This is a genomic window from Caldanaerobacter subterraneus subsp. tengcongensis MB4, assembly GCF_000007085.1.
Classification (GTDB): Bacteria; Bacillota; Thermoanaerobacteria; order Thermoanaerobacterales; family Thermoanaerobacteraceae; genus Thermoanaerobacter; species Thermoanaerobacter subterraneus.
This window is the reverse complement of record NC_003869.1, coordinates 1,281,260-1,305,858: the sequence shown is the minus strand read 5'-3', so window position 1 is coordinate 1,305,858 and position 24,599 is coordinate 1,281,260. Positions and strand designations below refer to the sequence as shown.

27 protein-coding genes are annotated in these 24,599 nt (G+C 37.9%); all 27 read right to left on the bottom strand.

Going from position 1 to position 24,599, the window contains the following annotated elements:
- Positions 1-52: 52 nt before the first annotated feature.
- A complete protein-coding gene (locus TTE_RS06265; RefSeq protein WP_011025621.1) occupies positions 53-1,186 on the bottom strand; it encodes a D-alanyl-D-alanine carboxypeptidase family protein in 1,134 nt (377 codons plus the stop codon).
- A 63-nt stretch (positions 1,187-1,249) separates the two neighbouring features.
- Complete coding sequence (gene xerD / locus TTE_RS06260; RefSeq protein ID WP_011025620.1) at positions 1,250-2,122, bottom strand: site-specific tyrosine recombinase XerD; 873 nt, start codon at positions 2,120-2,122, stop codon at positions 1,250-1,252.
- A gap of 78 nt (positions 2,123-2,200) precedes the next feature.
- Entirely contained in the window at positions 2,201-2,824 is a 624-nt protein-coding gene (spoIIM, locus tag TTE_RS06255; protein WP_009610248.1) for a stage II sporulation protein M, read from the bottom strand.
- Positions 2,825-2,892: 68 nt separating this feature from the next.
- Positions 2,893-4,065 carry an endonuclease Q family protein gene (locus TTE_RS06250; protein ID WP_041587320.1) on the bottom strand — a complete coding sequence of 391 codons (1,173 nt, stop codon included), beginning with the start codon at positions 4,063-4,065 and terminating at the stop codon, positions 2,893-2,895.
- The gene (locus TTE_RS06245) at positions 4,065-4,607 is read right to left on the bottom strand and encodes an NUDIX hydrolase (RefSeq protein WP_011025618.1); all 543 of its coding nucleotides are present in this window, start codon (positions 4,605-4,607) and stop codon (positions 4,065-4,067) included. Before TTE_RS06245 ends, TTE_RS06250 begins: the two co-directional genes overlap by 1 nt.
- Before the next feature lie 161 nt (positions 4,608-4,768).
- The gene (locus tag TTE_RS06240; protein WP_009610271.1) at positions 4,769-5,842 is read right to left on the bottom strand and encodes a DUF3866 family protein; all 1,074 of its coding nucleotides are present in this window, start codon (positions 5,840-5,842) and stop codon (positions 4,769-4,771) included.
- Between the two features lies 1 nt (position 5,843).
- On the bottom strand, positions 5,844-6,659 hold the full coding sequence (locus TTE_RS06235; protein WP_009610261.1) for a UDP-N-acetylmuramyl pentapeptide phosphotransferase: 816 nt from the start codon (positions 6,657-6,659) through the stop codon (positions 5,844-5,846).
- Positions 6,656-7,342: a glycosyltransferase family 2 protein gene (locus TTE_RS06230; RefSeq protein ID WP_009610247.1), complete on the bottom strand. Its 687-nt coding sequence runs from the start codon at positions 7,340-7,342 to the stop codon at positions 6,656-6,658. Before TTE_RS06230 ends, TTE_RS06235 begins: the two co-directional genes overlap by 4 nt.
- Positions 7,343-7,351: 9 nt before the next feature.
- Positions 7,352-8,260 (bottom strand): copper transporter, encoded by a 909-nt coding sequence (locus TTE_RS06225; protein ID WP_009610276.1) that lies wholly within the window; start codon positions 8,258-8,260, stop codon positions 7,352-7,354.
- A 14-nt stretch (positions 8,261-8,274) separates the two neighbouring features.
- The gene (gene steA / locus TTE_RS06220) at positions 8,275-9,396 is read right to left on the bottom strand and encodes a putative cytokinetic ring protein SteA (protein ID WP_009610243.1); all 1,122 of its coding nucleotides are present in this window, start codon (positions 9,394-9,396) and stop codon (positions 8,275-8,277) included.
- Positions 9,397-9,492: 96 nt separating this feature from the next.
- Positions 9,493-10,275, bottom strand: a complete 783-nt coding sequence (spo0A, locus tag TTE_RS06215; protein ID WP_011025615.1) for a sporulation transcription factor Spo0A — start codon at positions 10,273-10,275, stop codon at positions 9,493-9,495.
- An 84-nt stretch (positions 10,276-10,359) separates the two neighbouring features.
- On the bottom strand, positions 10,360-11,646 hold the full coding sequence (gene spoIVB / locus TTE_RS06210) for a SpoIVB peptidase (protein ID WP_011025614.1): 1,287 nt from the start codon (positions 11,644-11,646) through the stop codon (positions 10,360-10,362).
- Positions 11,647-11,765: 119 nt separating this feature from the next.
- Positions 11,766-13,466, bottom strand: a complete 1,701-nt coding sequence (recN, locus tag TTE_RS06205) for a DNA repair protein RecN (protein ID WP_009610246.1) — start codon at positions 13,464-13,466, stop codon at positions 11,766-11,768.
- 16 nt (positions 13,467-13,482) lie between these two features.
- Positions 13,483-13,938, bottom strand: coding sequence for an arginine repressor (locus TTE_RS06200; RefSeq protein WP_011025613.1), 456 nt, complete (start codon positions 13,936-13,938; stop codon positions 13,483-13,485).
- Positions 13,939-13,956: 18 nt separating this feature from the next.
- Positions 13,957-14,808 (bottom strand): NAD(+)/NADH kinase, encoded by an 852-nt coding sequence (locus tag TTE_RS06195; RefSeq protein WP_009610251.1) that lies wholly within the window; start codon positions 14,806-14,808, stop codon positions 13,957-13,959.
- Positions 14,809-14,846: 38 nt separating this feature from the next.
- Positions 14,847-15,644, bottom strand: coding sequence for a TlyA family RNA methyltransferase (locus tag TTE_RS06190; RefSeq protein WP_009610256.1), 798 nt, complete (start codon positions 15,642-15,644; stop codon positions 14,847-14,849).
- The gene (gene dxs / locus TTE_RS06185) at positions 15,641-17,509 is read right to left on the bottom strand and encodes a 1-deoxy-D-xylulose-5-phosphate synthase (RefSeq protein ID WP_011025612.1); all 1,869 of its coding nucleotides are present in this window, start codon (positions 17,507-17,509) and stop codon (positions 15,641-15,643) included. The genes TTE_RS06190 and dxs overlap by 4 nt, the downstream gene beginning before the upstream one ends.
- Before the next feature lie 9 nt (positions 17,510-17,518).
- The gene (locus TTE_RS06180; RefSeq protein WP_011025611.1) at positions 17,519-18,106 is read right to left on the bottom strand and encodes a hypothetical protein; all 588 of its coding nucleotides are present in this window, start codon (positions 18,104-18,106) and stop codon (positions 17,519-17,521) included.
- 715 nt (positions 18,107-18,821) lie between these two features.
- Positions 18,822-19,706, bottom strand: coding sequence for a polyprenyl synthetase family protein (locus tag TTE_RS06175; RefSeq protein WP_011025610.1), 885 nt, complete (start codon positions 19,704-19,706; stop codon positions 18,822-18,824).
- On the bottom strand, positions 19,699-19,926 hold the full coding sequence (gene xseB / locus TTE_RS06170) for an exodeoxyribonuclease VII small subunit (protein ID WP_011025609.1): 228 nt from the start codon (positions 19,924-19,926) through the stop codon (positions 19,699-19,701). Before xseB ends, TTE_RS06175 begins: the two co-directional genes overlap by 8 nt.
- Positions 19,910-21,124, bottom strand: a complete 1,215-nt coding sequence (gene xseA, locus TTE_RS06165) for an exodeoxyribonuclease VII large subunit (protein ID WP_011025608.1) — start codon at positions 21,122-21,124, stop codon at positions 19,910-19,912. The genes xseB and xseA overlap by 17 nt, the downstream gene beginning before the upstream one ends.
- The gene (locus TTE_RS06160) at positions 21,105-21,938 is read right to left on the bottom strand and encodes a bifunctional 5,10-methylenetetrahydrofolate dehydrogenase/5,10-methenyltetrahydrofolate cyclohydrolase (RefSeq protein WP_041587154.1); all 834 of its coding nucleotides are present in this window, start codon (positions 21,936-21,938) and stop codon (positions 21,105-21,107) included. The genes xseA and TTE_RS06160 overlap by 20 nt, the downstream gene beginning before the upstream one ends.
- Positions 21,928-22,350 carry a transcription antitermination factor NusB gene (gene nusB, locus TTE_RS06155; protein WP_011025606.1) on the bottom strand — a complete coding sequence of 141 codons (423 nt, stop codon included), beginning with the start codon at positions 22,348-22,350 and terminating at the stop codon, positions 21,928-21,930. Before nusB ends, TTE_RS06160 begins: the two co-directional genes overlap by 11 nt.
- Before the next feature lie 98 nt (positions 22,351-22,448).
- Complete coding sequence (locus TTE_RS06150; protein WP_011025605.1) at positions 22,449-22,859, bottom strand: Asp23/Gls24 family envelope stress response protein; 411 nt, start codon at positions 22,857-22,859, stop codon at positions 22,449-22,451.
- A gap of 72 nt (positions 22,860-22,931) precedes the next feature.
- On the bottom strand, positions 22,932-23,465 hold the full coding sequence (locus TTE_RS06145) for a SpoIIIAH-like family protein (protein WP_011025604.1): 534 nt from the start codon (positions 23,463-23,465) through the stop codon (positions 22,932-22,934).
- A gap of 12 nt (positions 23,466-23,477) precedes the next feature.
- The gene (gene spoIIIAG / locus TTE_RS06140; RefSeq protein WP_011025603.1) at positions 23,478-24,053 is read right to left on the bottom strand and encodes a stage III sporulation protein AG; all 576 of its coding nucleotides are present in this window, start codon (positions 24,051-24,053) and stop codon (positions 23,478-23,480) included.
- Between the two features lie 17 nt (positions 24,054-24,070).
- Positions 24,071-24,589, bottom strand: a complete 519-nt coding sequence (gene spoIIIAF, locus TTE_RS06135; protein WP_011025602.1) for a stage III sporulation protein AF — start codon at positions 24,587-24,589, stop codon at positions 24,071-24,073.
- Between the last annotated feature and the right edge of the window lie 10 nt (positions 24,590-24,599).

The window sequence follows — 24,599 nt, the reverse complement described above, 5'->3', positions numbered from 1 at the left end:
TTTTAGAATAATTTTCTAAAAAATAAATGGACGGGATAAAAACCCGCCCGCCTTAACTCCCTTTCTTAATCCAGTAGTTTATCACCTTATTAAAATTCTCAAAGAAATTCGCCTTCTTCACATCAGTGGCAGGGTATATGTCAACTGTCTTTATCAGTTTTCCTTCCTGCAGGATTTTGAGCACTCCTAACGGATTATTTTTACTTACAGGAGCAGTGAGAAAATTCTTAAGCTCCACCTCTTTTTTAATATTTTTCCCTTCGCCTTTTTTCACAACTACATATTCATCTTTTAATGAAATTCCCTCTACCATCTCCTTATTCCCTTTTAAAACCTTTATCTTTCCTAGTACTTCCCCTTTTGAAGCTACTTTCACCGTTTCGAAATTTGCAAACCCGTAATCCAGCAATTTAGCCGTCTCGTTGAACCTAGTCTCCGAATCGGGAGCTCCAAATACCACAGCAATCAACCTGGTATCTCCTCTTTTTGCGGTTGCAGCCATGCAGTAAAGAGCCTCAGAGGTAGAACCTGTTTTTATTCCATCAACTCCTTTGTACCTCCAAAGCAGTTTATTTGTGTTTATAAGGCTGAATTTCCCATTCCTCAAGGAGTCAATTTTATTAGTCAAATACTTAAAAATTGACGGATGTTTTACAAGTTCTCTGGAAATCATTGCTATATCATACACCGTGGTTAAATGTCCTTCTTCAGGAAGACCTGTAGCGTTTTTAAAAGTGGTATTTTTGGCTCCCAGTTCCTTTGCTCTTTTGTTCATCATTTCCACAAAATTTTCCTCTGTACCGGCTATATATTCAGCCAAAGCTACAGATGCGTCATTTGCTGAGTTCATCGCAATAGCTTTCATCAAATCGTCTACAGTCATTTCTTCTCCTACCTCAAGGTATATTTGAGTACCCCCCATGTCAAAAGCGTGTTTGCTGGTGACCACTTTGTCTGTGACTTTGATCTTCCCTGAATCTATCGCCTCAATCGCAAGGAGCAAAGTCATTACTTTCGTCACACTAGCAGGAGGCAAAGGTTTGTGAATATCTTTTTCATATAGAATCTCTCCAGTTTCTGCTTCCATAAGTATTGCAGATTTTGCTTTTAAATTCATGACATCCGCATATGCCGTATTAAACAGCAAAAATGTGCTTATCAATAATGCTAAAAACTTTTTTGACATAAAAATTCACCCTCCTTCGTTGCTATTTTATATTGTGTACCGGAGGGTGAATTTTATGCCTTTTCAAGCTCTTGGATGAAATTTATTGTAAACTTCTTTCATTTTTGACCGCGAAACCAGAGAAAGTAAATTATTTCCAAAATTTACTTCATATCCCAGCATCTCTTGGACAGTCTTTAAATCCGCTCCATTTTGAAGCATGTGCTGGGCAAAAGATTTTCTCAAAATGTTTGGAGTTAAAGGCAAACCCGGACTTATTTTGTCAGCGTATTCTTTTATTATCTTCCAACATCCCTGCCTTGTAAGCCTTTTCCCTCTCAAATTGAGAAAAAGGGCTTTTTCTCCTTTTCTGGGTTTTCTTCCTTTTTCAATATATTCCTGAAGTGCAGCAACTGCGTAAGAACCTATAGGAATAACCCTTTCTTTTCCAGAGCGCACTACAATGTAGCCACTGGCCAAATTTACATCCTCTATCTTCAAAGATATCACTTCAGAGACTTTAAGGCCGGAAGCGTACATCAATTCTATCAACGCTTTATCTCTCAACCCTTTCTCATCTTTACCAAAATCAAAAGATAAAAGCATATCTACTTGTTCTACTGTCAAGGTAACAGGCTCCTTTTTTTCTACTTTGGGGGCATTTATACCATAAGAGGGGTCTTCCTCAATTTTTTTCTTAGCAAACAAATAGTGATAAAAAGCTTTTATTGAAGAAAGAGCTCTAGATATGGTAGCCTGGGATTTTCCCTGCTGTTTTAGAAAATAAAGGTAATTTACAATGGTGGACTTTTTAGCAGAACAAAAATTTATCCCATGTTCATTCATGTAAGTTAAAAATTGTTCTACATCTCTGGAATAGGACTCTAATGTATTTTTAGATAGCCTTTTATTTTTCTTTAAAAACTCCAAAAACTCCCCAACCACGCTTTCAGCCATACCCTTTTACCCCTACAATTTTCTATATAAGTTCATTAATTATAAATATTCAACATAAATCGTCAATTTCCTTCTTTTCTACAGCGAAAAAATAGGAAGAAGTAATACATACGGGGTAAGGTAAGACTCTATCAGGCATCCCAGCATTATAAACAGAAAGCCTGCATAAATTGCAAAAGTGTAGGAAATAAATTGGGAAGCTAATTCCTCAAAGTAAAATTTTTTATTTTTCAAAAGATATACAGAAAAATTGATTGCAGTAACTGAAGTAAACAAAATCCCTAAAAGTATAAAAATATTCTGAGGCAATACCCCCAAAAGCGTTAGAAGTACTCCCTTCATTTGCATTTCCTTAATCAGTACGCCTATTGAAAAGCCTAACGTAAAACCTCTCATGCCAACGATTAGAAATATAAAAGGAATGCCTATTATGGTGGCTCCCAAAATCCAGAGCAAAAAGACTGTCACAAAATTGTTTAAAAGAGATTGCTTAAAAATCTGCACGGGACTTAGTTCTATAGTCTTTGCAATTTGATAAAACTTGGAAATATATTCTCTTATCTGCTCCCTTTGAATGTCAGTTATATTGTTTACTGTAAAGGCCCCTGTAGTAGTGCCAATCATCAGAGCAGTTAACACCAGCACATATAGAAAAAAATTTCCTCTGATATGGGAATAAAATCCTGCCTTTACAAATTTCAAGAATATTGCCCCCTATTTTTTCTTTGCTAATTTAAATTTATGAATAAAAAGGGGACAATATTCCTCAACTATTCTAACAATACCTTCCCGTATATTCCGCCTCCACCCGAAGAAACAGTAAGTTCTCCATTTCTCGCCTTTAAAATATTGAGAGCGTTTTTCTCACCTACGACCTTCTCTAGATCTTCGTAAGAAGCCTCATGAAGAGCGTAAAGTTCACTTCCAAAGTGATGTACAAGCTTTTCTACTGTTCTTTTTCCTATATTAGGAATAAATTCCAAAGGAATCTGATAGATATAGGGGGGTCTAAAATCAGGATGTCTGGTATCATAGTCTTTTATTTCTTCTATTCTGTCTCTTACCCCCATCAATACTTTATCACTTCCACATCTGGGGCATCTTCTAACAGGGGGAGTTTCTTTCGCTATATAACCGCATTCAAGGCAGAAAGTCCTGTGGTACTTCCCCAATTTAGGGTCTAAGCCGTAATTTTTTACAACTTTTCTTCCCTTTTCTCTCTTTAGAGCCATTAAGATTTCTTCAAAATTTGCTTCTTCTACCTCAAAGACATTAAATTCCCTTCCAATTTTGTTTAAAGAATGGGCATCTGAATTAGAAAGAAAAATCTTTAATGATAGCTCTTCAATTTGGTCCGCCATATCCGAGTCAGCGCTCAGTCCCAATTCTACTGCCTCAATTTCCTTGTAGCGGTCTTTAAAGACCTTGTGCAATCTATCAGTACAGCTTCCGTAATAGCTTTTAAAAGGAGTAAAAACGTGGGCAGGAACAGCTATACCGTTACAGCTTTTTATAACTTCTACTGCCTGTTCGCTGTTTAGGCTTACTCTTTGGGAACTCAATCTTATATTTTTCATGTACTTGCCTATTTTTTCAGAAAAAGAGAAAATGTCTTCTATGCTTTTAAAATATCCAATTAAATGGGGAGAGCCTTCTTCTTCTCCCCCAATTTCAATTTCACTTCCTAAAATCAGCGTAACTTTTCCCTTGTACTTAAGTCCTCCTCCTTCAATGCAAGATAGCACTCCTTCTTCGCAATATCTTTTTATCTCGTGAATTACAGGTGGAGATGCACAATCTACTATACCGACAACGTTTATCCCCTTTAATAAGCTTCTTTCTAAAATGTTTAAAACAGTCAAATCCTTCGAAGCAGCGACTTTTACAGAAATACCCTTTTCAGTTCTACCTATGTGGATGTGCAAATCTCCATAAATCTTCATCATATTTTTTCATTCCTCATTTTCAAATAGTACAGAACGCCTATTATCGTTTTGGAATCTTTTATCTTATTTTCTAAAATCATCTTCCACAGTTCTTCTGGAAAATATTCGCCCACTTCTAAAAACTCATCTTCATCAGGATGTACCTTGCTTTTCTTTAAATCCTTTGCAAAATAAAGGTACATCTTTTCATTGGAAAAGCCAGGAGTAGTGTAAAAAGTAATCAAATGCTCTATGTGACCCGCTTCATACCCTGTCTCTTCTGAAAGCTCTCTTTTGGCACACTCCAAAGGGTCTTCTCCTTTTTCCAGCTTTCCTGCAGGTATCTCTAGCAAAACTTCTTCAGCCGGTTTTCTGTACTGTTTTACTAAAAGGATTTTCCCATCATTTGTGACTGCTACTATTGAGACACCGCCAGGGTGCTCTACTATTTCTCTCGTAGTTATTTTCCCATTTGGAAGCCTTACCTCATCAACTCTTAAGTTTATTATCTTCCCTTCAAATACCTTTCTAGTGCTTACTGTAGGCTCTTTTTGTTCCATTTTTACCTTCCTTTCTATGTATAATTTTTACTCCAAATACATACTATAGAAATGAGGTGAAAAAAATGATTGTGCTCTTATACACAGGGAAATTTTCAAATCTGCTTGTCTTTTTAAAAGAGCTAAGCATGAGATATTCCACTTTGAAAGACCTGACAAATTCAGTTAAGTAATTCACTAGCTACATAAATAGCAGCAGCACCGCAAGCATTAAAAAATTCTTTTTCCTCTTCATAACTTCTTCCCATTGTGGTTACATAAAATCCTGCTTCCTCTAAATACTTAGCTGTGTCGCAAGCGTTAATAAAGCGAATATCGAATCTAGAAAAGACCGTATTTGAATTTATCTGCCTCTTCACCAATTCTTCCTTCTCAGAGTCCATAGAAGGAAAAGTTATGACACAGGAAGAATAGCACAATTCCAGCACAGTAACAGTGTGGTGACTTATGCCCTGATGCCTCCCCCTTGCGTCTTTAAAACTTATCCTTGGAATTAGCACAGGCTTTCCTCCCATTTTGTTAACAGCATCTATTATGTGGGCTTGTTCCACACCTGAAAAGCCATATTTTGTACCTGTCCCCACAATGCCAGGCCCCATGGCAACTATGGCCACGTCTGAATTTAAAATTTCCTTTGAAGCTATTAAAGCCGTGTAGATGTTGACACATTCATAATCCCCGCCAAAGGCATGTCCAATGGTAATTGTGTTGTCAATTGCTCCTATTTTTTTTAGTTCGTAAATTGCGTTGCTGAAGTAAAGAGGAAGTGCACCTCCATCTGTCATTATGTAAGTAATTTTGACATCAGGAGCTAATTTTTTGAGGACCAAAGCAGCAGGAGCTACCATGCTGTGGAGCTCCCCCACTATGACAGGAAATCCTTCTAAATTTCTGAATTTATCAAATTCCTTATGATAGGGACTTTTTTCCTCTTCCATTGTCAAAAGGTTTATCTGAAAAGGGGTATACCTCAATTTCATTATGTGACCTTTTTTAATATTATCAAATTTTTCATACCTTAAGTTTGCGACAATAAAGTCATACCCACCTGTACCCAAATTGAGAAGGCGGGCAGTCTTATTCACATAGACAAAATCCCCTTCTTTTACCTCCCCTGTAAGCTCGTCGTAATTTATAGCTAAGGCTTTTTCATTTTTGGTACTTATTTCCACTACAGAAATCTTTTCTCTTTTTGATATCACTTTGCTGACTTTTCCAAGGTAGGTGCTTATCACATCACTCTTCCCCTTTTCTTCCTAGCATGTCTAGATAATTTAAAAATTTATTTTTCTCAATTATAGCAGTTAAAGAATACTTCTCAGTAAAAAGGTGAAATAAAATCAGTGCAAAAAGTAGTATCAGCTTTTCATAAAAGTTGAAAAGCAAAATGGCCGCTATCCCACTAGCCATTCCCAAAACGTTAGAACCTGTATCTCCCATCATAAGCTGTGCCTTTAAATCTTCCGGCAGATATACGAGTACAATCACAAAAAGGATAAACAAAAACTCTGGCTTTCCCCTGCCAATCAATAAAAATAGCAATGAAAGGAGTAAAAAGCCTTTGGCACATCTTCCTGGCCTTAAATCAAGAAGGTTTAAAAGGTTAGTAAAAAGTGCTATGATGAGAGAATCTATAGTGACCTCTATTAGACTTATCCCCGCTATTTCGTAACTTACAAAAGCAGCAATTAAAAGCCCTCCCAAAGCTTTTAGACTGCCAGTGGTAGGCTTACCTTTTATAAGCCTTAGGATGTGCCCTTTTAAGCCTTTTACTTTAGTATCTCCTATGAGGTCATCTGCAAATCCTACAAATGAAATGAGAGAAAGAGCTATTAAAATTACTTCCTGGTATTCTACGCTATGCCCCAACAAGTTTATCAAGAAAATAGAAGCAAAAAAGCTTGGAACAAACACTATGCCGCCACAAACTGGAATCAACTTTTTCTTGTAATTCTCCTTTAAACAATAAGGGTGGTAAAGCAGTTCTCTAAAAAACTTTTTTACAGCAAATGTCACAATGAGAGGTATTGATATTAAAACTATCCATTTCACTTCTTCCACCTGCTTTTGAAGAATTTATAGAGAAGCACTTTTAATATGTCCCAAAATTGCCTTCCTCTGTGCAAAAATCCCTTTAAATTCCTCCCTGTAAAAGAGTGAGTCATATTGACTTCTACTTCTTTTACGCGGTAACCCTTTTGCAAAATGTCTATTGTCATTCCCACTTCTATCCCAAAACCTTTATAAAAAGTATCCAAACTTTCTAAAACTTCTCTTTTAAAAGCCCTTTGCCCTGAAAGGACAGATTCAATTTCCTTCCCAGTAAAGTACTTTACTCCCTTTCTTGCCAGGCTTTTTACAAGCCCAAAGCCGCCTTTTACTGGAGTTTTAGGAAATTTTGCGATTACCACATCAGCTTCATCTAAAAATACAGGCTTTATCAGCTTTTCAACTTCTCTGGAGGTAAGACCCACATCGGCATCTAGGAAAACCACAATATCATTTTTTGCATATTTTAGCCCCTCTCTCAAAGCCGCGGCTTTCCCCATATTTTCCTTCATGTTCACCAATTTCGCTCCTGCCTTTTTTGCCCTTTCCGCAGTTTGGTCCGTGGACCCATCGTTTATTACAATTACTTCATCCACCTCTTTCACAACTTCTAACCCTTTTATTGTATCAATTATTTTATCCTGCTCATTGTAAGCTGGTATCAGAACGCTTACCTTTTTGTTCATCAATCATCCTCACCTTTTTTGAGTAATGTTAGAAGTATTCCCAAAAGAATCTGGCATCAAACTCATCGCTTCTTGTTTCACTCCATAATTCCCTTCTTTTCCTTCCATTACCATTATAAGGGATGTCTGACCTATTATGCTGTCCACATTGTCTATTGTGGAAATATGCTGCTTCTTATACGCTTCCATATAGGAGTATTTTGCATCACTTTGCTCAACTCCTACTATAGGGATGTTCAAAAGCTTAACTTCTTTGATAATCGGAACATCTATATAATTTACATTATTTTCCTTGTTATTGCTTCCCCCGGCTATAATGACAAAATCTACATTTCCGGGCATCCCTGTAAAATCTATATAACCGTTTGACTTCAAGTAGTTTATGAGGTCTACATCCTGCCCTGTGACAATCGCATGAGCCAGCTTCTGAGATACAAATTCGTTAAGATGTTTGGGGTCTATTGAAACACCGTACTTGTTTGAAAGAAAATTTATCAAATTCTGGACTTCCAATTCATCCCCCGCATCAAATCCCTCTTTTATTATCGTTATAGATTCAATAGTAGCTCCAGCCTTTAAAAGAGCATTTCTCATCCCAGAAAATATAAACTCATTAGTGGTCTCAATTATAGCCACCTTAACGCCAGTAAGCCTATTAGCGACAAGCTCCGGGAAAATTATCTGATGATATTGGTTGTAATAGTTTATCTCTTTGTTGAGCTCCTGTACTGTATTTTTTAAATTAGCATTTTCGGCTTGTAAATCTTTAAACTTTTGTTCCAGTTCGTTTATTATAGCAGTCTGCTGCTCAGAAAAAATTTTCTGCCCGTCCAACATAAAGCCAATGAAAATCCCTACCCCCAAAGCCACAAAAATAGAAGCAATTGTAAGGACGTAATACTTTATGTTTATATTCATACTAAATCATCTCCTTAAAAACCAATTAAAAGCCTAATCCTTAACTGCAGGAGTTTGAGAAGCTGTTGCATTGGAGGTGAAAAGTAAGCTAGCACTCCCAACGGAACTAGGGCTGCAATTATTATGCTGAATATATACGAAAGCTTAAAAGTTTCCCTGTAAAGCTTGTTTACTCCTTTTGCATCAATCAATTTCTCTCCAACTTTCAGGCGCACCAAAAATGTGCTGGCCATTCCTTTTCTTCCCTTTTCTAAAAAATCAATCATGCTAGAATGAGTTCCTACTGCTACAATGAGATCTGCTCCTTTTTCAAAAGCCAAAAGCATCGCTATGTCTTCACTGGTCCCTGGTGCTTTAAAAACTTCTGCACTAAGTCCTAGCTTCTGCACTCTCTCAAGCCCTGGCGCTGTGCCATCTGGATAAGCGTGGACTATAATTTCTTTGGCTTTTCTTAAAGCTTCATCGCTTACACTGTCCATGTCTCCTATCACTATGTCAGGAACTAACCCGAATTCTAAAAGAGCATCCGCGCCTCCGTCCACTCCTATCAGAATTGGTTTTACGTCAGTGATATACTGTTTTATAGTAAAAAGGTCTTCTTTATAGTCTTTTCCGCGCACCACTACAAGAGCATGTCTTCCTTTGAAGCGGACCTTTGTAGGAGGAAGTTCAACTCCCCCTAGAATGAAATACTTTTCCCTCTTAGCGTACTCTAATGTGTTCTCAATAAACTTGTCCAGCTCTTCTCCAATGTTTTCTCTACTCTCCTGAAGTTTATATTCAACCACCTCTTTGGTGAGAAGTTTTCCCCTTTTTATTAAAACCCCATCTTTGTATATCTCGTTGTCTACTATAGTAATTTTATCATTTTCTTTGAGCAAGTCGAATATGTCTTTTCCTACATCATCAATTATTGGAATTCCAGCTTCACACAAAATAGAAGGTCCCATATTGGGATACCTTCCACTTATTGACTTATCTGCGTTTATGACAGCCAGCACTTTTTTCTCAACAAGAGATTCAGCTGCTACTTCGTCCAAATCCCTATGGTCGATTACGGCTATCTCACCAGGATTTAGCCTTTTGACAAGGTTTTTGGTCCTTTTATCCAATTTTACAAATCCTGTTATCTGCATAAATACTCACCTGCCGGAGTATAACTTCCCTGTCTATTATAACACAAAAAAAATTTACATAAAATAAACAAAAAATAAAAAGCAGGAAATAGAAAATTATCCTGCTTTCATTCCAAGCCTCAACTTATCAGCGATAAGAGCAATAAATTCAGAGTTGGTGGGTTTTCCTTTCTCATCGTTTATAGTATAGCCAAAAAGTTCATTTAAAACTTCTGTCCTTCCTCTGCTCCACGCTACTTCAATGGCGTGTCTTATAGCTCTCTCTACTCTGCTCGGCGTAGTATTGTACTTTTCAGCTATCTTGGGATACAGCATTTTTGTGACTGAATTCAAATACTCCATATTGCTTATCACAAGAGAAATCGCATCTCTTAAATACATATATCCCTTTATGTGGGCAGGTACTCCGACTTCGTGGATGATCTCTGTAATCATAGCCTCCAAATCGTAATCTTTCTTCGCTTTCACAACATGGAAAACCGTCCTTGACACAATGTCCAAGTCGGGTTCCATCAGTTCTAAGATCCTCTTTGACAGCATTGCAAGGTCAAAAGGTTTGAGCACGTAGTAATCTGCTCCCAATGCTATGGCTCTTTGCGTAATTTTCTCCTGCCCTACTGCAGACAGAATGAGAATTTTGGGCTTCTTAAGCTGCTCTTCATTTATTTTTTCCAGCACACCTATGCCATCTAGATATGGCATTATAATGTCTAAAATCAAAAGGTCTGGCGATTGATTTTTTATAATCTCAATAGCTTGGTTGCCGTCATTGGCAACCCCTACCACTTCAATGTTCTGCTGAGCAGACAAATACTCAGCCAAAATGTTAGCAAATTCTTTGTTGTCGTCTGCAATGGCTATTCTAATCTTCTTAATCAATTACTCTTACCTCCCGTTGCTAATATTAGTATATAATATTTATTCTACATAATAGTTGAATTTCCTCCTTTTTGGTAAAAATTTTTATTCATTTATAAAAACCTGCTTATCGTTGAGCAAGTTGTTCACTTCATTTATCATCCATTCTGCGTAAACAGCATAGCCTTTTGAAGGGTCATTGACAAACACGTGAGTTATAGCTCCTACAAGTTTTCCATTTTGAATTATGGGGCTTCCGCTCATACCCTGTATTATTCCTCCAGTCTTGGCCAAGAGGTTCTTATCTACAATCCTTACTATCATGCCTTTTGGAGTAGGTGACTCTTGATACACCTTTTTCACAATTTCTACGTCAAACTCCTGTACTCCTTTATTATCAATGGTAGCAAGTATTTTAGCAGGTCCTTCTTTTATCTGCCCTTGATAAGCGACAGGAATCTCTCCATAGAATTCATTCTTAAAGTCATTGTACATGTAGCCATATATGCCAAATTGAGTATTTTTTAAAATATTTCCTATCGCATCTACCTCTTCAAAAAACACCCCCTTCAATTCTCCCGGCTTGCTTCTGCGACCTTGGTCAATAGATGTAATGCGAGTATTCATTATTTCTCCGTTTTCCACTGACAGCACATGCCCCGTATCAATGTCAGTTATAGCATGCCCTAATGCAGCGTACACCTTTTGCGAAGGATAATAAAATGTCAAAGTGCCAATCCCCGCAGTATGGTCCCTCACCCACAATCCAATTCTATACTGCTTATCTTCTTTAGATTTTACAGGATGAATGACAGTGTAAAGTATGGCATTTTTCCTGTTAATTTTGAGCTTCAAAGCCTTGCCTTGAAGTTTATTAGCAATATTTGTAATATCTTCCGCCTGCTTTATCTCGACTCCGTTTACTTCTAAAATTATGTCTCCAATCTGAATTTTACCTTCTTTATACGGGCTGTAAATTTTCCCATCTTCCCCCATTATGTCCGAATAACCTACCACTAGGGCTCCTTTTGTATTAAGTTTCACTCCTATTGCTTGCCCTCCAGGTACGACTTTTATCGTAGGCACTACATCAACATTTATGTGTTTTAAAGGTAAAAATCCAAATAATTTTACATCTAAATTTGCTTTTCCAGTGTTTACTGCTTCAATGGTTATCTCATCTTTTCCATTTATTCTCAAAAGCCCTTCTTTGTCAATTTCAAACGTAATTTTAAAAGGAAATTTAAAATTGTAACTTAGTTTATCACCCTGAAAAATTTTGAAATTAGAGGGTGTTTTTGCTAGTTCCTGAATAGGTGTAAAGTAGTTTGCAAATACTAAAAAAAAGCTCAATAGGGCGAATAAAACCAGCTTTATTAATTTCTTATTCATCATCTCACTTCCTTTTTCAAAACTTCAGCTGAATCTACATTTAAATTAACCCTTTTGAAGTGCTTATATACTGTAAATAAATTATCCCGATAGCAAAAGGAAGCGAGATGAGGATAAAGTTAAAGGGAATTTTTAAATTTTGAAGCCATTTCTAAAAGTTCTTTCGCGTGCTCAAGAATTGTAGAAGTTATTTTCTCTCCTCCCATAATTCGCGCCAACTCTTTTATTCTGCCTTCATAGTCAAGCTCTGTAAGTTTAATATAAGTTCTGTCGCCTTTGGAAATTTTTGAAATAAAATAATGGGCATCTGCCATACAGGCTATCTGAGGAAGATGAGTTACACAAATTAGCTGATGCCTTCTAGAAAGATAAGCCATCTTTTCTGCCACAAGCTGTGCTGTCTTGCCACTTATTCCCGTATCTACCTCGTCAAAGATTAGTGTAGGAATTCCATCAGAAGAAGCCAAAATTGTCTTTAAAGCAAGCATAATTCTAGATAGTTCTCCACCTGATGCAATTTTAGAAAGCGGTTTTAAAGGTTCTCCAATATTAGTAGAAATCAAAAATTCCACTCTATCAAATCCATTTTCATTTGGACTCTCTTCTTTTGTTATATCCACTTTAAAAGAGGCGTTGGGCATGTTGAGCTCTTTCAAAACTTTATTTATCTCTTCCTCGATATGGGAAGCTAAAGTTTTTCTCTTTTCATGAATTTTACTGCCCATTTTATTAATCTCTTCCCATAACTTAGCTTCTTTTTCTTCTAATTCTTTCTGTCTTTCTTCAAAATGAAGGATTTTGTCCAGTTCTTTTTCTTTCTCTTCTTTAAAAGATAAAATATGAGAAATTGTAGGTCCGTATTTTCTCTTTAAAAAGTTTATATGATTAAGCCTTTCTTCTATCTCTTCTAAAGCCTTTTGATTAAAGTCAATAGCGCCCAAATAGTCTCTTAACTGAAGTGCAGCATCCTCTGTTTCATATAAAATATTTTCCAGTTTTTCTTTTAATCCTTTAAGTTTCCCATCTATAGAAAAGGCTGTCTCTAAATTTTTAACCACTTTGTGGAGATTATCGAGTACAGAAAACCCTCCATTTCCCTCATACAGTATCTTATAGGATGAATTTACAGCATTGAATAATTTTTCATAATTCATTAAAATATTTCTTCTCTCTATAAGTTGTTGCTCTTCCTCTTCACTCAAGTTAGCGCTTTCTATTTCCTGAATCTGATACCTTAATAAATCGATCATCTGTTCCTTTTCTCTTTCATCTTTAAAAAGGCTTGTCTTTTCCTTCACAACAGATCTGTATTCCTCTAGCAGTTGTTTAAATCTTTCTTTTAATGCTTTAAACTCCTCATCGCCAAAATTATCTAGGATAAATAGGTGCTGAGAGGAATCTAGAAGAAACTGATGCTCATGCTGCCCTAAGATGTCTACAAGTAAAGCCCCGATTTTGTCCAAAAAAGAAAGAGGTACTATTTTTCCGTTTACCCTCGAATAACTCCTGCCACTTTTAGTTATTTCCCTGCTTATTATAAGGGTATCGTCCTCTTCCTGCGAAACTCCTGCTTCTTCTAATAACTCTGCAATTTTGTCTTTGTTAGAATCTACTAGAAACACTCCTTCAACTAAAGCCCTTTCTTCTCCAGAACGTATTATATCTTTATTAGCTCGAGCACCAATCAATAAAAGTACAGAGTCAATCACTATAGACTTACCTGCACCAGTTTCACCAGTAAGAACATTAAACCCCTCTTTAAATTCCACTTCCAGCTTGTCTATTATAGCCACGTTTTGTATGCTTAAGTTTAAAAGCATGGCAAAACCTCCAGAACTACTTCATGAGTTTTCTGAACTTCTCCACCAGTTCTTGAATATCCTCCTGGTTTCTCACAAGGACAAAAATAGTATTATCGCCGGCAATAGTGCCTACAATATTTTTCCAATTAAGAGTATCAATTGCTTCGGCTGCTGCTGAAGCACTGCCTGATAACGTTTTTATGACTATGATGTTTCCAGCATAGTCCACATTGACTATGGACTCAGAAAGTAAAGTCATAAGTCTTTCACTTATATTAGTATCTACTTTTGTCATTGGCGCATATTTGTATCTTTTTCCATCTTCTGTAAGAACTTTTATGAGGCGAAGCTCTTTAATATCTCTAGACACCGTGGCCTGTGTGACATCTATTCCTCTCTTCTGAAGTTCTGCTGCCAGCTCTTCCTGCGTCTCTATTTCTTTTTCAGAAATTATCTCTAAAATCTTGGCATGCCTTGCCAACTTCATCATTCTTCCTTTCACCTCTTTTCACCTTTCTGTAAGCTTATCTCTTAGCAAATCAAAGAAATTGCTGTTTTTCACTTTGATGAGATTAGTGTATTCATTGCTTTTCTTTATGTATATTACATCTCTATAATCTATCTTGTAGCCTTGCTGTCCATCAGTAGTTATCATTAAATCCTGGTTTTCTTCAGCTATCTCAAGGCGTATTACATCATCAGGAGAGACAACTATAGACCTGGAGTACAAAGTGTGTGGACAAATTGGCGTTATGATGATGACTTCCACTGTGGGATATACGATTGGCCCTCCAGCAGAAAGAGAATAGGCTGTAGAGCCAGTAGGTGTTGCTACAATAACCCCATCTGCTAAGTAAGTATCTACGTAATTATCATTTACATAAGCTTTAATGCGGGCCATTCTTGAAAAAGCTCCTCTTGTTATAACTATGTCATTCAAAGCCCTGAAATTTATAACTTCCATGTCATTTTTAACCACATTAGCTTCTAACATCATTCTCTTTTCTATTGCGTACTCCCCTTTGTATATTTTCTCTAGTGAAGGGAAAAGTTCAGATGCATCTATTTCTGTCAAAAAGCCTAAATGTCCCAAATTTACTGCTAGAATTGGGGTGCCAAAAGGAGCACAAAGGCGCGCTACATTAAGTATCGTTCCATCTCCTCCTAAAGCGATGAGAAAGTCAGATTTGCTGTATATTTCATTTGCTTTTTTGCCGTGTTTTTCATAGCCGATTCTGGCTGCCACTATCTCATTTAAATAGGGTTCAGAACCATGATCTAAAAGCCAATTTACTACAGATTTTGTAACCTCTAAGTCCTTGTCTTTATTTATATTTGGAATTACCCCGACTTTTTTCATTATTATATCACCACATTTATCATTATTCTACACAAAATTCATTTTTCCTGCCACAAATTTTTAAAGGCTTCTTCAACTATTTTTTCAACTTCTATTTCCTTTTCATCGCATTTTCCCTTTTTTCCGTAGATCAAGTACTCAATATTTCCCTCTGCTCCTTTTATAGGCGAATAAGTAATTCCGCATACTCCGTAGTTTATATTTTTAAACAATTTTATAATCTTTTCAAGCACTTCTTTGTGCACATCTTTATCCCTTACAATCCCCTTTTTCCCTACTTTTTCCCTTCCGGCCTCAAACTGGGGCTTTATCAAAGCCACTATTTCTCCTTCGCTTTTTAAGAATTTATCAGCAGCAGGCACTACAATCTCAAGTGAAATAAAGGAAACGTCTATAGTTATTATATCCACCATCTCGGGAAGTGCATTTAAAAATCTTATGTTAGTTTTTTCCATTACGACAACTCTCGGATCATTTCTTAAACTCCAGTGAAGCTGTCCGTAACCGACATCAACAGCGTACACCTTCTGTGCCCCGTGCTTTAAAAGGCAGTCAGTAAAACCACCAGTAGAAGCGCCTACATCTAAGGCAATTTTACCCCTGACATCAATGCCAAAGAGTTGAAGAGCTTTTTCTAGTTTAAGTCCTCCTCTGCTGACATAAGGAAGAGAATTACCTTTTACTTCAATTTTTGAATCTTCTTTTACCATTTCTCCAGCTTTTTCGGCTCTTTTGCCGTCTACGTACACTTCTCCTGCCATTATAGCTGCTTTTGCCTTTTCTCTTGAAGAGAAAAAGCCCCTTTTTACGAGAAGTACATCTATTCTCTCCTTCATGATCCCCTCATTTCCTTGTACCTTTGTAAAATAGTATCGGCTATTGACTGAGAATCTAAACCGTACTTTTTAAACAAGCTTTCTACATCTCCATGTTCTATGAATTTATCAGGAAATCCTAAGCGTAGCACAGGCCTATAGACTTTCTTATCGTTCAAAAGCTCCAATATAGCGCTGCCTACTCCTCCCGCTATAACGTTGTCCTCCACAGTCACGACGAGGTCTACTTTATTAGAAATTTCTAAAATGAGTTCTTCATCAAGAGGCTTAACAAATCTCAAATTTACGACAAAAGGATTGATACCATGGCCTTTTAAAATTTCCGCCGCATCAATTGATTTTGACACCATTCTGCCCAGAGCAAATACGGCTATTTTTTCTCCTTCAAGAAGCACTTCTCCTTTGCCCAATGGAAAACTTGGCTTTCTTGAAATATCATACTCACCCGCTTTACCTCTTGGATACCTTATGGCTACAGGAAAATCTAAATTTCTCGATAACTTTACCATTTCAACCAATTCATTGGCATCTTTTGGTGACATTATAGCGATATTTGGAATTGCCCTTAAGAAAGATATATCAAACACCCCTTGATGGGTTTCTCCGTCTTCCCCGACAATCCCTGCTCTGTCAACAGCAAAAACTACTGGAAGTTTTTGTATACACACATCGTGAATCACCTGGTCGTAAGCTCTTTGCAAAAAAGTGGAATATACAGCAAAATAAGGCTTGTATCCTTCAACAGCAAGCCCTGCAGCAAAAGTAGTAGCGTGTTGTTCGGCTATTCCCACGTCGAAGAATCTATCCGGTATTAACTTTGCAAAATGAATAAGCCCAGTGCCTTCTGGCATGGCTGCTGTTATCGCAACAATCTTCTCGTCTTTTAGCGCCATTTCAGCAAGGGTTTTGCCAAAAACGTCAGAATAGCTGTCTTTTCCTTCTCCTACAAATTTACCTGTTTCTATGTCAAAAGGAGCTGCAGAGTGGAATTTATCTGGCCTTTTTTCCGCAAACATATATCCTTTCCCTTTTTTTGTAACAACATGTATAAGCAAAGGCCCCTTCATTTTTTTAGACCTTTCTAAAACTTCAATGAGTTCTTCCACATTATGACCGTCAATAGGTCCTAAATAAGTAAAACCCAGCTCTTCAAAAAACATCCCTGGAACTACCAATTGCTTTATAGAATCTTTGATTTTTTCAATATACTTGTGAAGGCTTTTGCCTATTGGAGGTATGATATTTAACAGATTGTCAATCTCCTGCTTCACCTTATTGTAAGTGGGGTCAGTTCTTAATTTGCTCAAATAAAGAGAAAGGCTTCCTACATTTTCAGAAATAGACATCTCATTATGATTTAAAATTACAATGACATCCTTCCGAGACCTTCCAATGTTGTTCAAAGCTTCCAGAGCCATGCCGCCTGTCAAGGCCCCGTCACCAATCACTGCTATAACATGATATTTTTCTCCCTTTAAATCCCTAGCAGTTGCAATTCCCAATGCTGCCGACAGTGAGGTGCTGCTGTGGCCTGCTCCAAATATATCGTGAATGCTCTCTGTCCTCTTAGTATAACCAGAAAGCCCATTAAACTGCCTTAAAGTATCAAATTTGTCCCTTCTCCCTGTAATCATTTTATGTACATAACACTGATGACCGACATCCCAAATTATTTTGTCAACAGGAGAATTAAAAACGTAGTGAAGTGCAAGAGTGAGTTCGACAATCCCTAGGTTCGAAGCTAAGTGTCCTCCAGTCTTTGAAACTTTTTCAACTATAAACTGCCTTATCTCTTCAGAAAGTCTTGGAAGGTCTTTTATGTCAAGTTTTTTTAAATCGTAAGGGCTATTAATCTGTTCAAGCATACAAAACCCTCACTTTCTTTTTTTCCTTCTATTATTTTTATAGTCAGGTAATATGTTTATGCCTAAATTTTTTTCCAGCCACGCCAGCACGACTCCTGTCCAGTAGACTATAGTCTGACTTTTCAACATTCCAATGCTTTTGGCAATGGCCTTACCACCTATTATCACTGAAGAGAGAATTCCTCCAAACAATGCCGTGTAGATAGAAGCTTTAGTGCCCGAAATGGGAAATTTCATGATTATTGACATCAAGGCAGCACCGGAAATTATGGCAGAAATGTCTCCGATTAAATCATAGCAAAAAGTAGCCACCAAATTAGCGTTTCTCAAAAGCTTTATAGCATGTTTTGCTCCGTACATCTTTTTTGCTGCCATAGCGTGGAAAGGCTCTTCTTTGCCTGACATCACAGCAGTTCCTATAATTTCAAATACTATGCCTATTGCCACAATACCCGCTAAAATAAAGAATGCAGCAAAAGTTGTACTTTTCTTTAAAGAAACATCAGAAAAAAAATTCAGAAAAGTCGCCATAAAAAATGTGGCTAACGTTATATGTAAAATCCACCTGTAATCAGTGTTTATGTTTCTTGTCTTCATAATAAAAAAATCCTCCTAGAAAAAGGCGAAGTGGTAGCATATTGGGTAAACCTTGCGGCTTAGGTCCAGTAGGATTTCCCAAGCAGGCACTGAACGTCGCCGTTCAGCGGTTCCCCTTTAAGCCCGCTTCTGCCTTGTCGCCATAGGCAGGACTGGACTGCCACTTAGACCGCACTGTAATCCCCAATATGCCGCCCTTTCGGGCACAGCCTAGGAGCTTTCCTCACCAGAGGGCCCAATCCCTAGCCTCTTTTGCAACCCGGGTTTCATCAGCCAATGGCTGATTTCCCCCCGGATCACTCAAGGCGGGCTACACTGTCCGCAGCTTGCTGGCCACGAGACAGGTTCTGCCTACCCCATAGCTCTCGAAGAGAGCCACAGCAGTAGGTCTCCGCGGAGGAAGGGTCAACGCCCACATGCCCTTGTGGATCGCCCCCCCTCCTTAACTCCCAGCACCAGCCCCCAACTGGGCGTCAGAAGCCAGCACCAGGAACTTCATCGATGTGCCCTTGACGGGTTTTTAGGCCCGTCTTCAGGATTGGCACCTCTGACTAGGATACTGCACCACTTCGCCTATCTTTTCAAGGTAATTACATTATAACAGAGAAAGTCTACAATATCAAACACCGCTTAAAACCGTAAAAGCCTGCTACAGTCTCTTAAGGTCAAAAAAATCAGTTTCTATCCTGATACATTGTCAATGCTCTTTCAATCTTCAGTTTACTCTCTCAATCAAATAATTAGAGAGGTCTTTAAGAAACTGTGCCCTTTCGCCAAAAGTGTCCAAAATCTTTATAGCTTCATCTGTAAGCTCCTTTACCATTTCTTGGGATTTTTCAACGCCGAATATGTTGACAAAAGTAAACTTGCCTTTTTCCCTGTCGCTCCCCACTTTTTTGCCAAGCGTTTTTTCATCTCCTATTACATCCAGTATGTCGTCTTTTATCTGAAATGCCAGCCCTATTAGCCCAGCGTATTCTCTCAAAAGCTCCACTTCTTTTTCACTAGCCCCAGCCATATGGGCTCCTGCACAGACAGAAGCCTCTATCAAAGCTGCGGTCTTGTGTTCGTGGATGTATTTTAGCTCTTCATAGGTAAGTTCTGTGTTTTGAGAAAGTATATCTTCTACCTGCCCTCCTATGATTCCCTTACAACCTGAAGCAGTAGCTATTTCATTCGCAGCTTTTAAAATTTTCTCATAATCTTCGGGATTTTCCAGAGCATGCCTTATCAAAACCTCATATCCCAGGTTTAAAAGTCCATCCCCGGCAAGAATGGCTATGGCCTCTCCAAATACCTTGTGATTTGTAGGCTTGCCTCTTCTCAAATCATCATTATCCATAGCAGGAAGGTCATCGTGGATAAGAGAATAAGTGTGTATGAGTTCAATAGAGCAGGCTACTGGCAAAGCTTTTTTTAAATCCCCTCCCAAAAGTTCACAGGCAGAGAGGCACAAAACAGGCCTCAATCTTTTCCCCCCTGCAAAAACGCTGTATCTCATCGCCTCGTATATTATCTCCGGCTTCTCCTGTACATCCAGTATCCTGTGAAGCTCTTCCTCCACCATCTGTTGTAAATTTTTGAATTTTTCTTTAAACATTATTTTCCTCCTCTTTAAACTCAATTTCCTCATCTTCACTTATCAGCATGGTTATCTTTCCTTCCACTTCTTTTAACATTTTTTCTAGTCTTTTTGATATTTCCACTCCTTCTTTGAATAAATTAAAAGACTCCTCCAGCATCAAATTGCCTTTTTCTAGCGTATCTACAATCTCCTCTAACCTTTTCAAATCTTCTTCAAAATTAAATTCTTTCTCCATCTTCTTTCACCTCTTTCACCACTGCCGTAGCCCTTCCGTCACTGAAGAGGATGCCCACTTCTTCAGAAGTTTTCACTTTTCTAGAGGAAGTGATCACTTGTCCTTCCTTATTAAGCACAATAGTATATCCCCTTGTCAAGACTTTCAACGGACTTAAAGAATCTAACTTTTCGTTGAGCACCAAAAGCTCATTCTTTTTTTGATTGAAAATGGAAAGCATCTCTTTAGTTAGAGATTTTTTTAGGTTTTTTACTCTCTGCTTTAAAACTTCGTTCTTCTTAATGGGGTTGTTTAAATAAAGTGCTCTTTTTAATCCTTCAAATTCCTTTTTGCTGTGAAGCACTTGAGCTTTCATCAAATTCATTATCTTTGTCTTTAATAAGAACAACTCCCTTTGATACACCTTTATGTCTGGAACCACCAATTCGGCAGCAGCAGAGGGAGTAGGGGCTCTCAAATCCGCTACAAAATCAGCAATAGTGAAATCCGTCTCATGCCCTACAGCAGAAACCACAGGAATGCGGGAGGCAAAAATACTGCGAGCCACCTTCTCCTCATTGAAAGGCCAGATTTCCTCTAAAGACCCGCCTCCTCTTGCCACTATTATAACATCGATATCCTTCCTCTTGTTTAAAATGCGAAGAGCATTTGAAATTTCATCCGCAGCAGAGCTCCCCTGCACCAAAACAGGCACTACCATTATATCAACAGTCGGATTTCTCCTCCGTGAAATCGTTATTATATCGCGTATTACAGCCCCTGTCGGAGAGGTGACCACAGCAATTTTCCTCGGATGCTTTGGAATAGGTTTTTTCTTATCTAAATCAAATAGGCCTTCTTTTTGGAGCTTTTCTTTTAGTTTGTTAAAAGCAATGTACAAAGCTCCTATTCCATCCATCTGCACAGACTGAACGTACAGCTGGTAAAGTCCGCCTTTTTCGTACACTGTTATCCTGCCTGTAGCAATTACAGACATTCCATCCTGCAAAGTAAATTCAAGGGACCTGCTGTAGTCGTTAAACATTACGCATTTTAAAGCTGCTCCTTCGTCTTTTAAGGTAAAGTACACTGCTGTAGAGTGGTATTTTAAATTAGAAATTTCCCCTCTCACTCTCACATTTCTCAATATTATGTCGTTGTCCATAACTTTCTTTATATATTCCGTCACTTCACTAACACTAAAGGCTTTTAACTGCATATTTAAAAGCCTCCAGGGTATTTTTGAGAATCATGGCTGTAGTTACAGGTCCAACTCCTCCCGGCACAGGGGTTACATAAGAAGCCTTGTCCTTAATTGACTCAAAGTCGGCATCGCCGTATATCTTACCTTCATGTACGTTTATCCCTGCATCTATTAAAACTACTCCCTCTTTGACCATGTCCCCTCTAACCAGATTCATCTTTCCTGCTGCTACCACCAAAACATCTGCCTGTTTCGTATGATAAGCTAAATCCTTTGTCTTAGAGTGGCATACTGTCACAGTGCAGTTTTTGTCCAGCAAAAGCTTGGCAACTGGCTTTCCTAAAATATTGCTCCTTCCTATCACCACGGCGTGTTTTCCTTCCAAGTCAACCCCTGTATTTTCCAATATATGGATAATAGCCTTCGGCGTACAGGGAACAAAAAGAGGTTTTCCAGCAAAAAGCCTGCCCATATTGTAATTTGATATGCAATCAACATCTTTGTACGGATTTATCGTATCGTAAACTTTGTCTACATCAAAGCCCTTTGGAAGAGGCATCTCTATCATTATCCCGTGGGTGTCTTTATCTTCATTTAACTTTTCTAAAGTATCAAAAAATTTATCTTCCTCTTTTTCTGAAAAATAGTACACTTTTGCTTCTATCCCTACGCTCTCACAGGCCTTCACTTTGGAGTTGGCATAGACCTTTGAGGATTCGTCATCTCCTGCCATCAATATTGCCAATCTAGGTTTGTAACCAAATTCCTGTATTTCCCTTTTAACTTCTTCTTTTATTCTATTAGAAATTTCTTTTCCATCAATTATCATTCGCTTCACCTTCCTCTAATCCTTTTTCCCTGACGAATGCTCCCAAAAGCCCGTTTATGAAAGAGGGAGAATCGTCAGTGCTATATTTTTTTGCTATTTCTACCGCTTCATTTATGGATATGCTGACAGGAATGTTGCCGTAAAGCATCTCGTACATACTGCATCTTAAAATTGCCAAATCTATCCTTGGCATTCGATAAAGCGGCCAATCCTTAGAGTATTTTTCTATCTCTCGGTCAATTTCCTCCAGATGCTCAACAGTTCCTCTGACAGTGCCCTCTATGTACTCCTTTTGTTCACCAGGGTCATGTTCTTCGTAAAAATTTTCAAATATTTTTTCAAGAGGAAGTTTTGAGACGTCGTACTGGTACAGCATTTTTACAACCCATTCTCTAGCTTCTGTTCTGTTCATTTTCTCAACTCCTTGCAAAATCTAGCTTCTTCTTTTTTATTGTACCATAACTTCACCTAAACTAACCCTCTGACTAGCAGAGGGTTAGTTTAGAAAATTTAATTTTCTCCTTCTTTTTCTGCGGCTTCTTGCTGTTTTTTGTTTCCTTTTTCCATGCTGACCCCTTGCACATGTATATTGACCTCTACAACTTTAAGCCCTGTCATATTCTCCACAGCGTTTTTAACATTTTCCTGTACATTCCAAGCGACCTCAGGGATTCTAACACCATAGTCCACAATTAAGTACAAGTCTATAGTTGCTTCTTTATCTCCTACCTCAACCTTTACTCCTTTGCTCAAATTCTTTCTGCCTAAAATCTCTGAAATGCCGTTTACAACTCCCCCGCTCATTCCAGCAACACCTGGTACTTCTGTGGCAGCCAAACCAGCGATTATGCTAACTACCTCTTCTGAAATCTTGACAGAACCCAGCTCTTGATTTTCAAAATTTTTTACATTTTCCTCCATAAACTCACCCCCTTAAAAGTAAAAGCAAGAGCTTCAAATACATTATACCATAATCTGTCGCTTAAAAACAATCTAGTCCAACCGAGTCATAATTTTTATATTGTCCAGCGACACACCTGTTTGTCTTGAGACAATTTCCACAATCTGTGCAACTTCTTCTTCCGACAATTTATCCGCTTGCACTATCACATTCACAATCCCATTGTCTATCATCACAACGGCATCTTGAAATCCCTTCGCTTTTATGAGATTTTCTATGATCATCTCCTGATTTGTAATTTCTGTAAGTTTTATAATCTGCTTCTGGGCTTCGTCTCTTGTGGCCTGACTTGTATTTTTGTTTTCAACTATTTCTTTTAAAGCATCTATACTCCTGCTCCTGTTTATCTCTCTTTCCTCTCTATAAGCGGTGAATATGCCTGAAGCGACATATTTACCCTGTGTATAAGCACTCGTTTCAACGGCTTTTTGACTTACTTCCTGTGTAGAAGAGTTTTTAGCATTATCTACCTTCTTTTCTGTATAACCGTAATTTAAAACAAAAGCTATTGCTATCAGCAAAATCAAAGATACAATTGCTATAAGTCTTTTTCTCATATACACCATAAAAATACCTCCTCACTTAGAAGATATTACTTTCACCTTGTAAGCAGGAATTCCCAGAGCTGTCTGCACTGCCGAAGAAATTTCATATCTTAGCCTAGGGTCCTTTGCCCCATCGGCCACCACAATTACACCCCTTATCTCAGGCATCAGACGCTTTAATACAATAGGGGCATTCTGTCCAGAAGGGTTTTGAGACGTCACTATTTTATTGTTAGATTCTGTCTGCACGACCTCCCTCACTGTGCCGTTGCTGTCCTTTTCATTGGTAGTAGTGCTGGACTGAACTACATCCATAGCCGCTACCACTTCTTCATCAGAATTTAATGTTATTAAAACTTCTACATTCCCCACCCCTTCAATTTTTGAAAGTATGCTCTTTAAATCCCTCTCCAACCTCTTTGCGTAATCTTCATTCTGCTTCTCTGCCAAAACCAACTCTTTATTGTCACTTTCATTAGAAGGGCGGGGCTTCGAAAAGGTACTGGCTCCTATCAGAAGAATTAAACCTATCAAAAAGATAACTGTCAAATTTTCTAAAAGCTTTTTGTTGTCCTTTAAAAATTTATCTTTAAGTTTGGTAAAGTCCACCAAAGTACCCCCTTTCCCTACTCCTCTTTTATAGTTATATTCTTCAGAGGGACATTATAGAATGCGCTTATCAATTTTTTTACTTCTTCTTTGTTGAAATTTCTTTCACCTTTAACGTGCAAGATTAGAGAATTGATTTTTCCAAACTCTTTTTTGTCCAAATCTTCTACCATAAAAATTTCCACCTCAACTCCTTTTAAGTTGTACAGGCTTTCAAGTTTTTCTCTTATCTGCTGTGAAAGCCTGTTTTTGTACTCTTTTGCTATGAGAATCTTCGTCTGCTCTTTCGCTTTTTCAGAAAAGCCTTCAAAAGCAGAGTTTTTTAACAAGTAATCGCTTTTAAATACCTGAGCTTCTATGGAAGGAGCTGTTTTTAAAAATCCGAGAATGGGATTTAAAATAACTGCCATTATAACAAGGCCAATAGCGACTTTTGCGTATTTCTTTAAGCTAGAAGAAGGTATCAGCATTTCTAAAATCACTGCCAAAATCGCTATGTTGACTACCTGTACAACCCAGTTTTTAAAGAACTCCAAAAAGCATCAC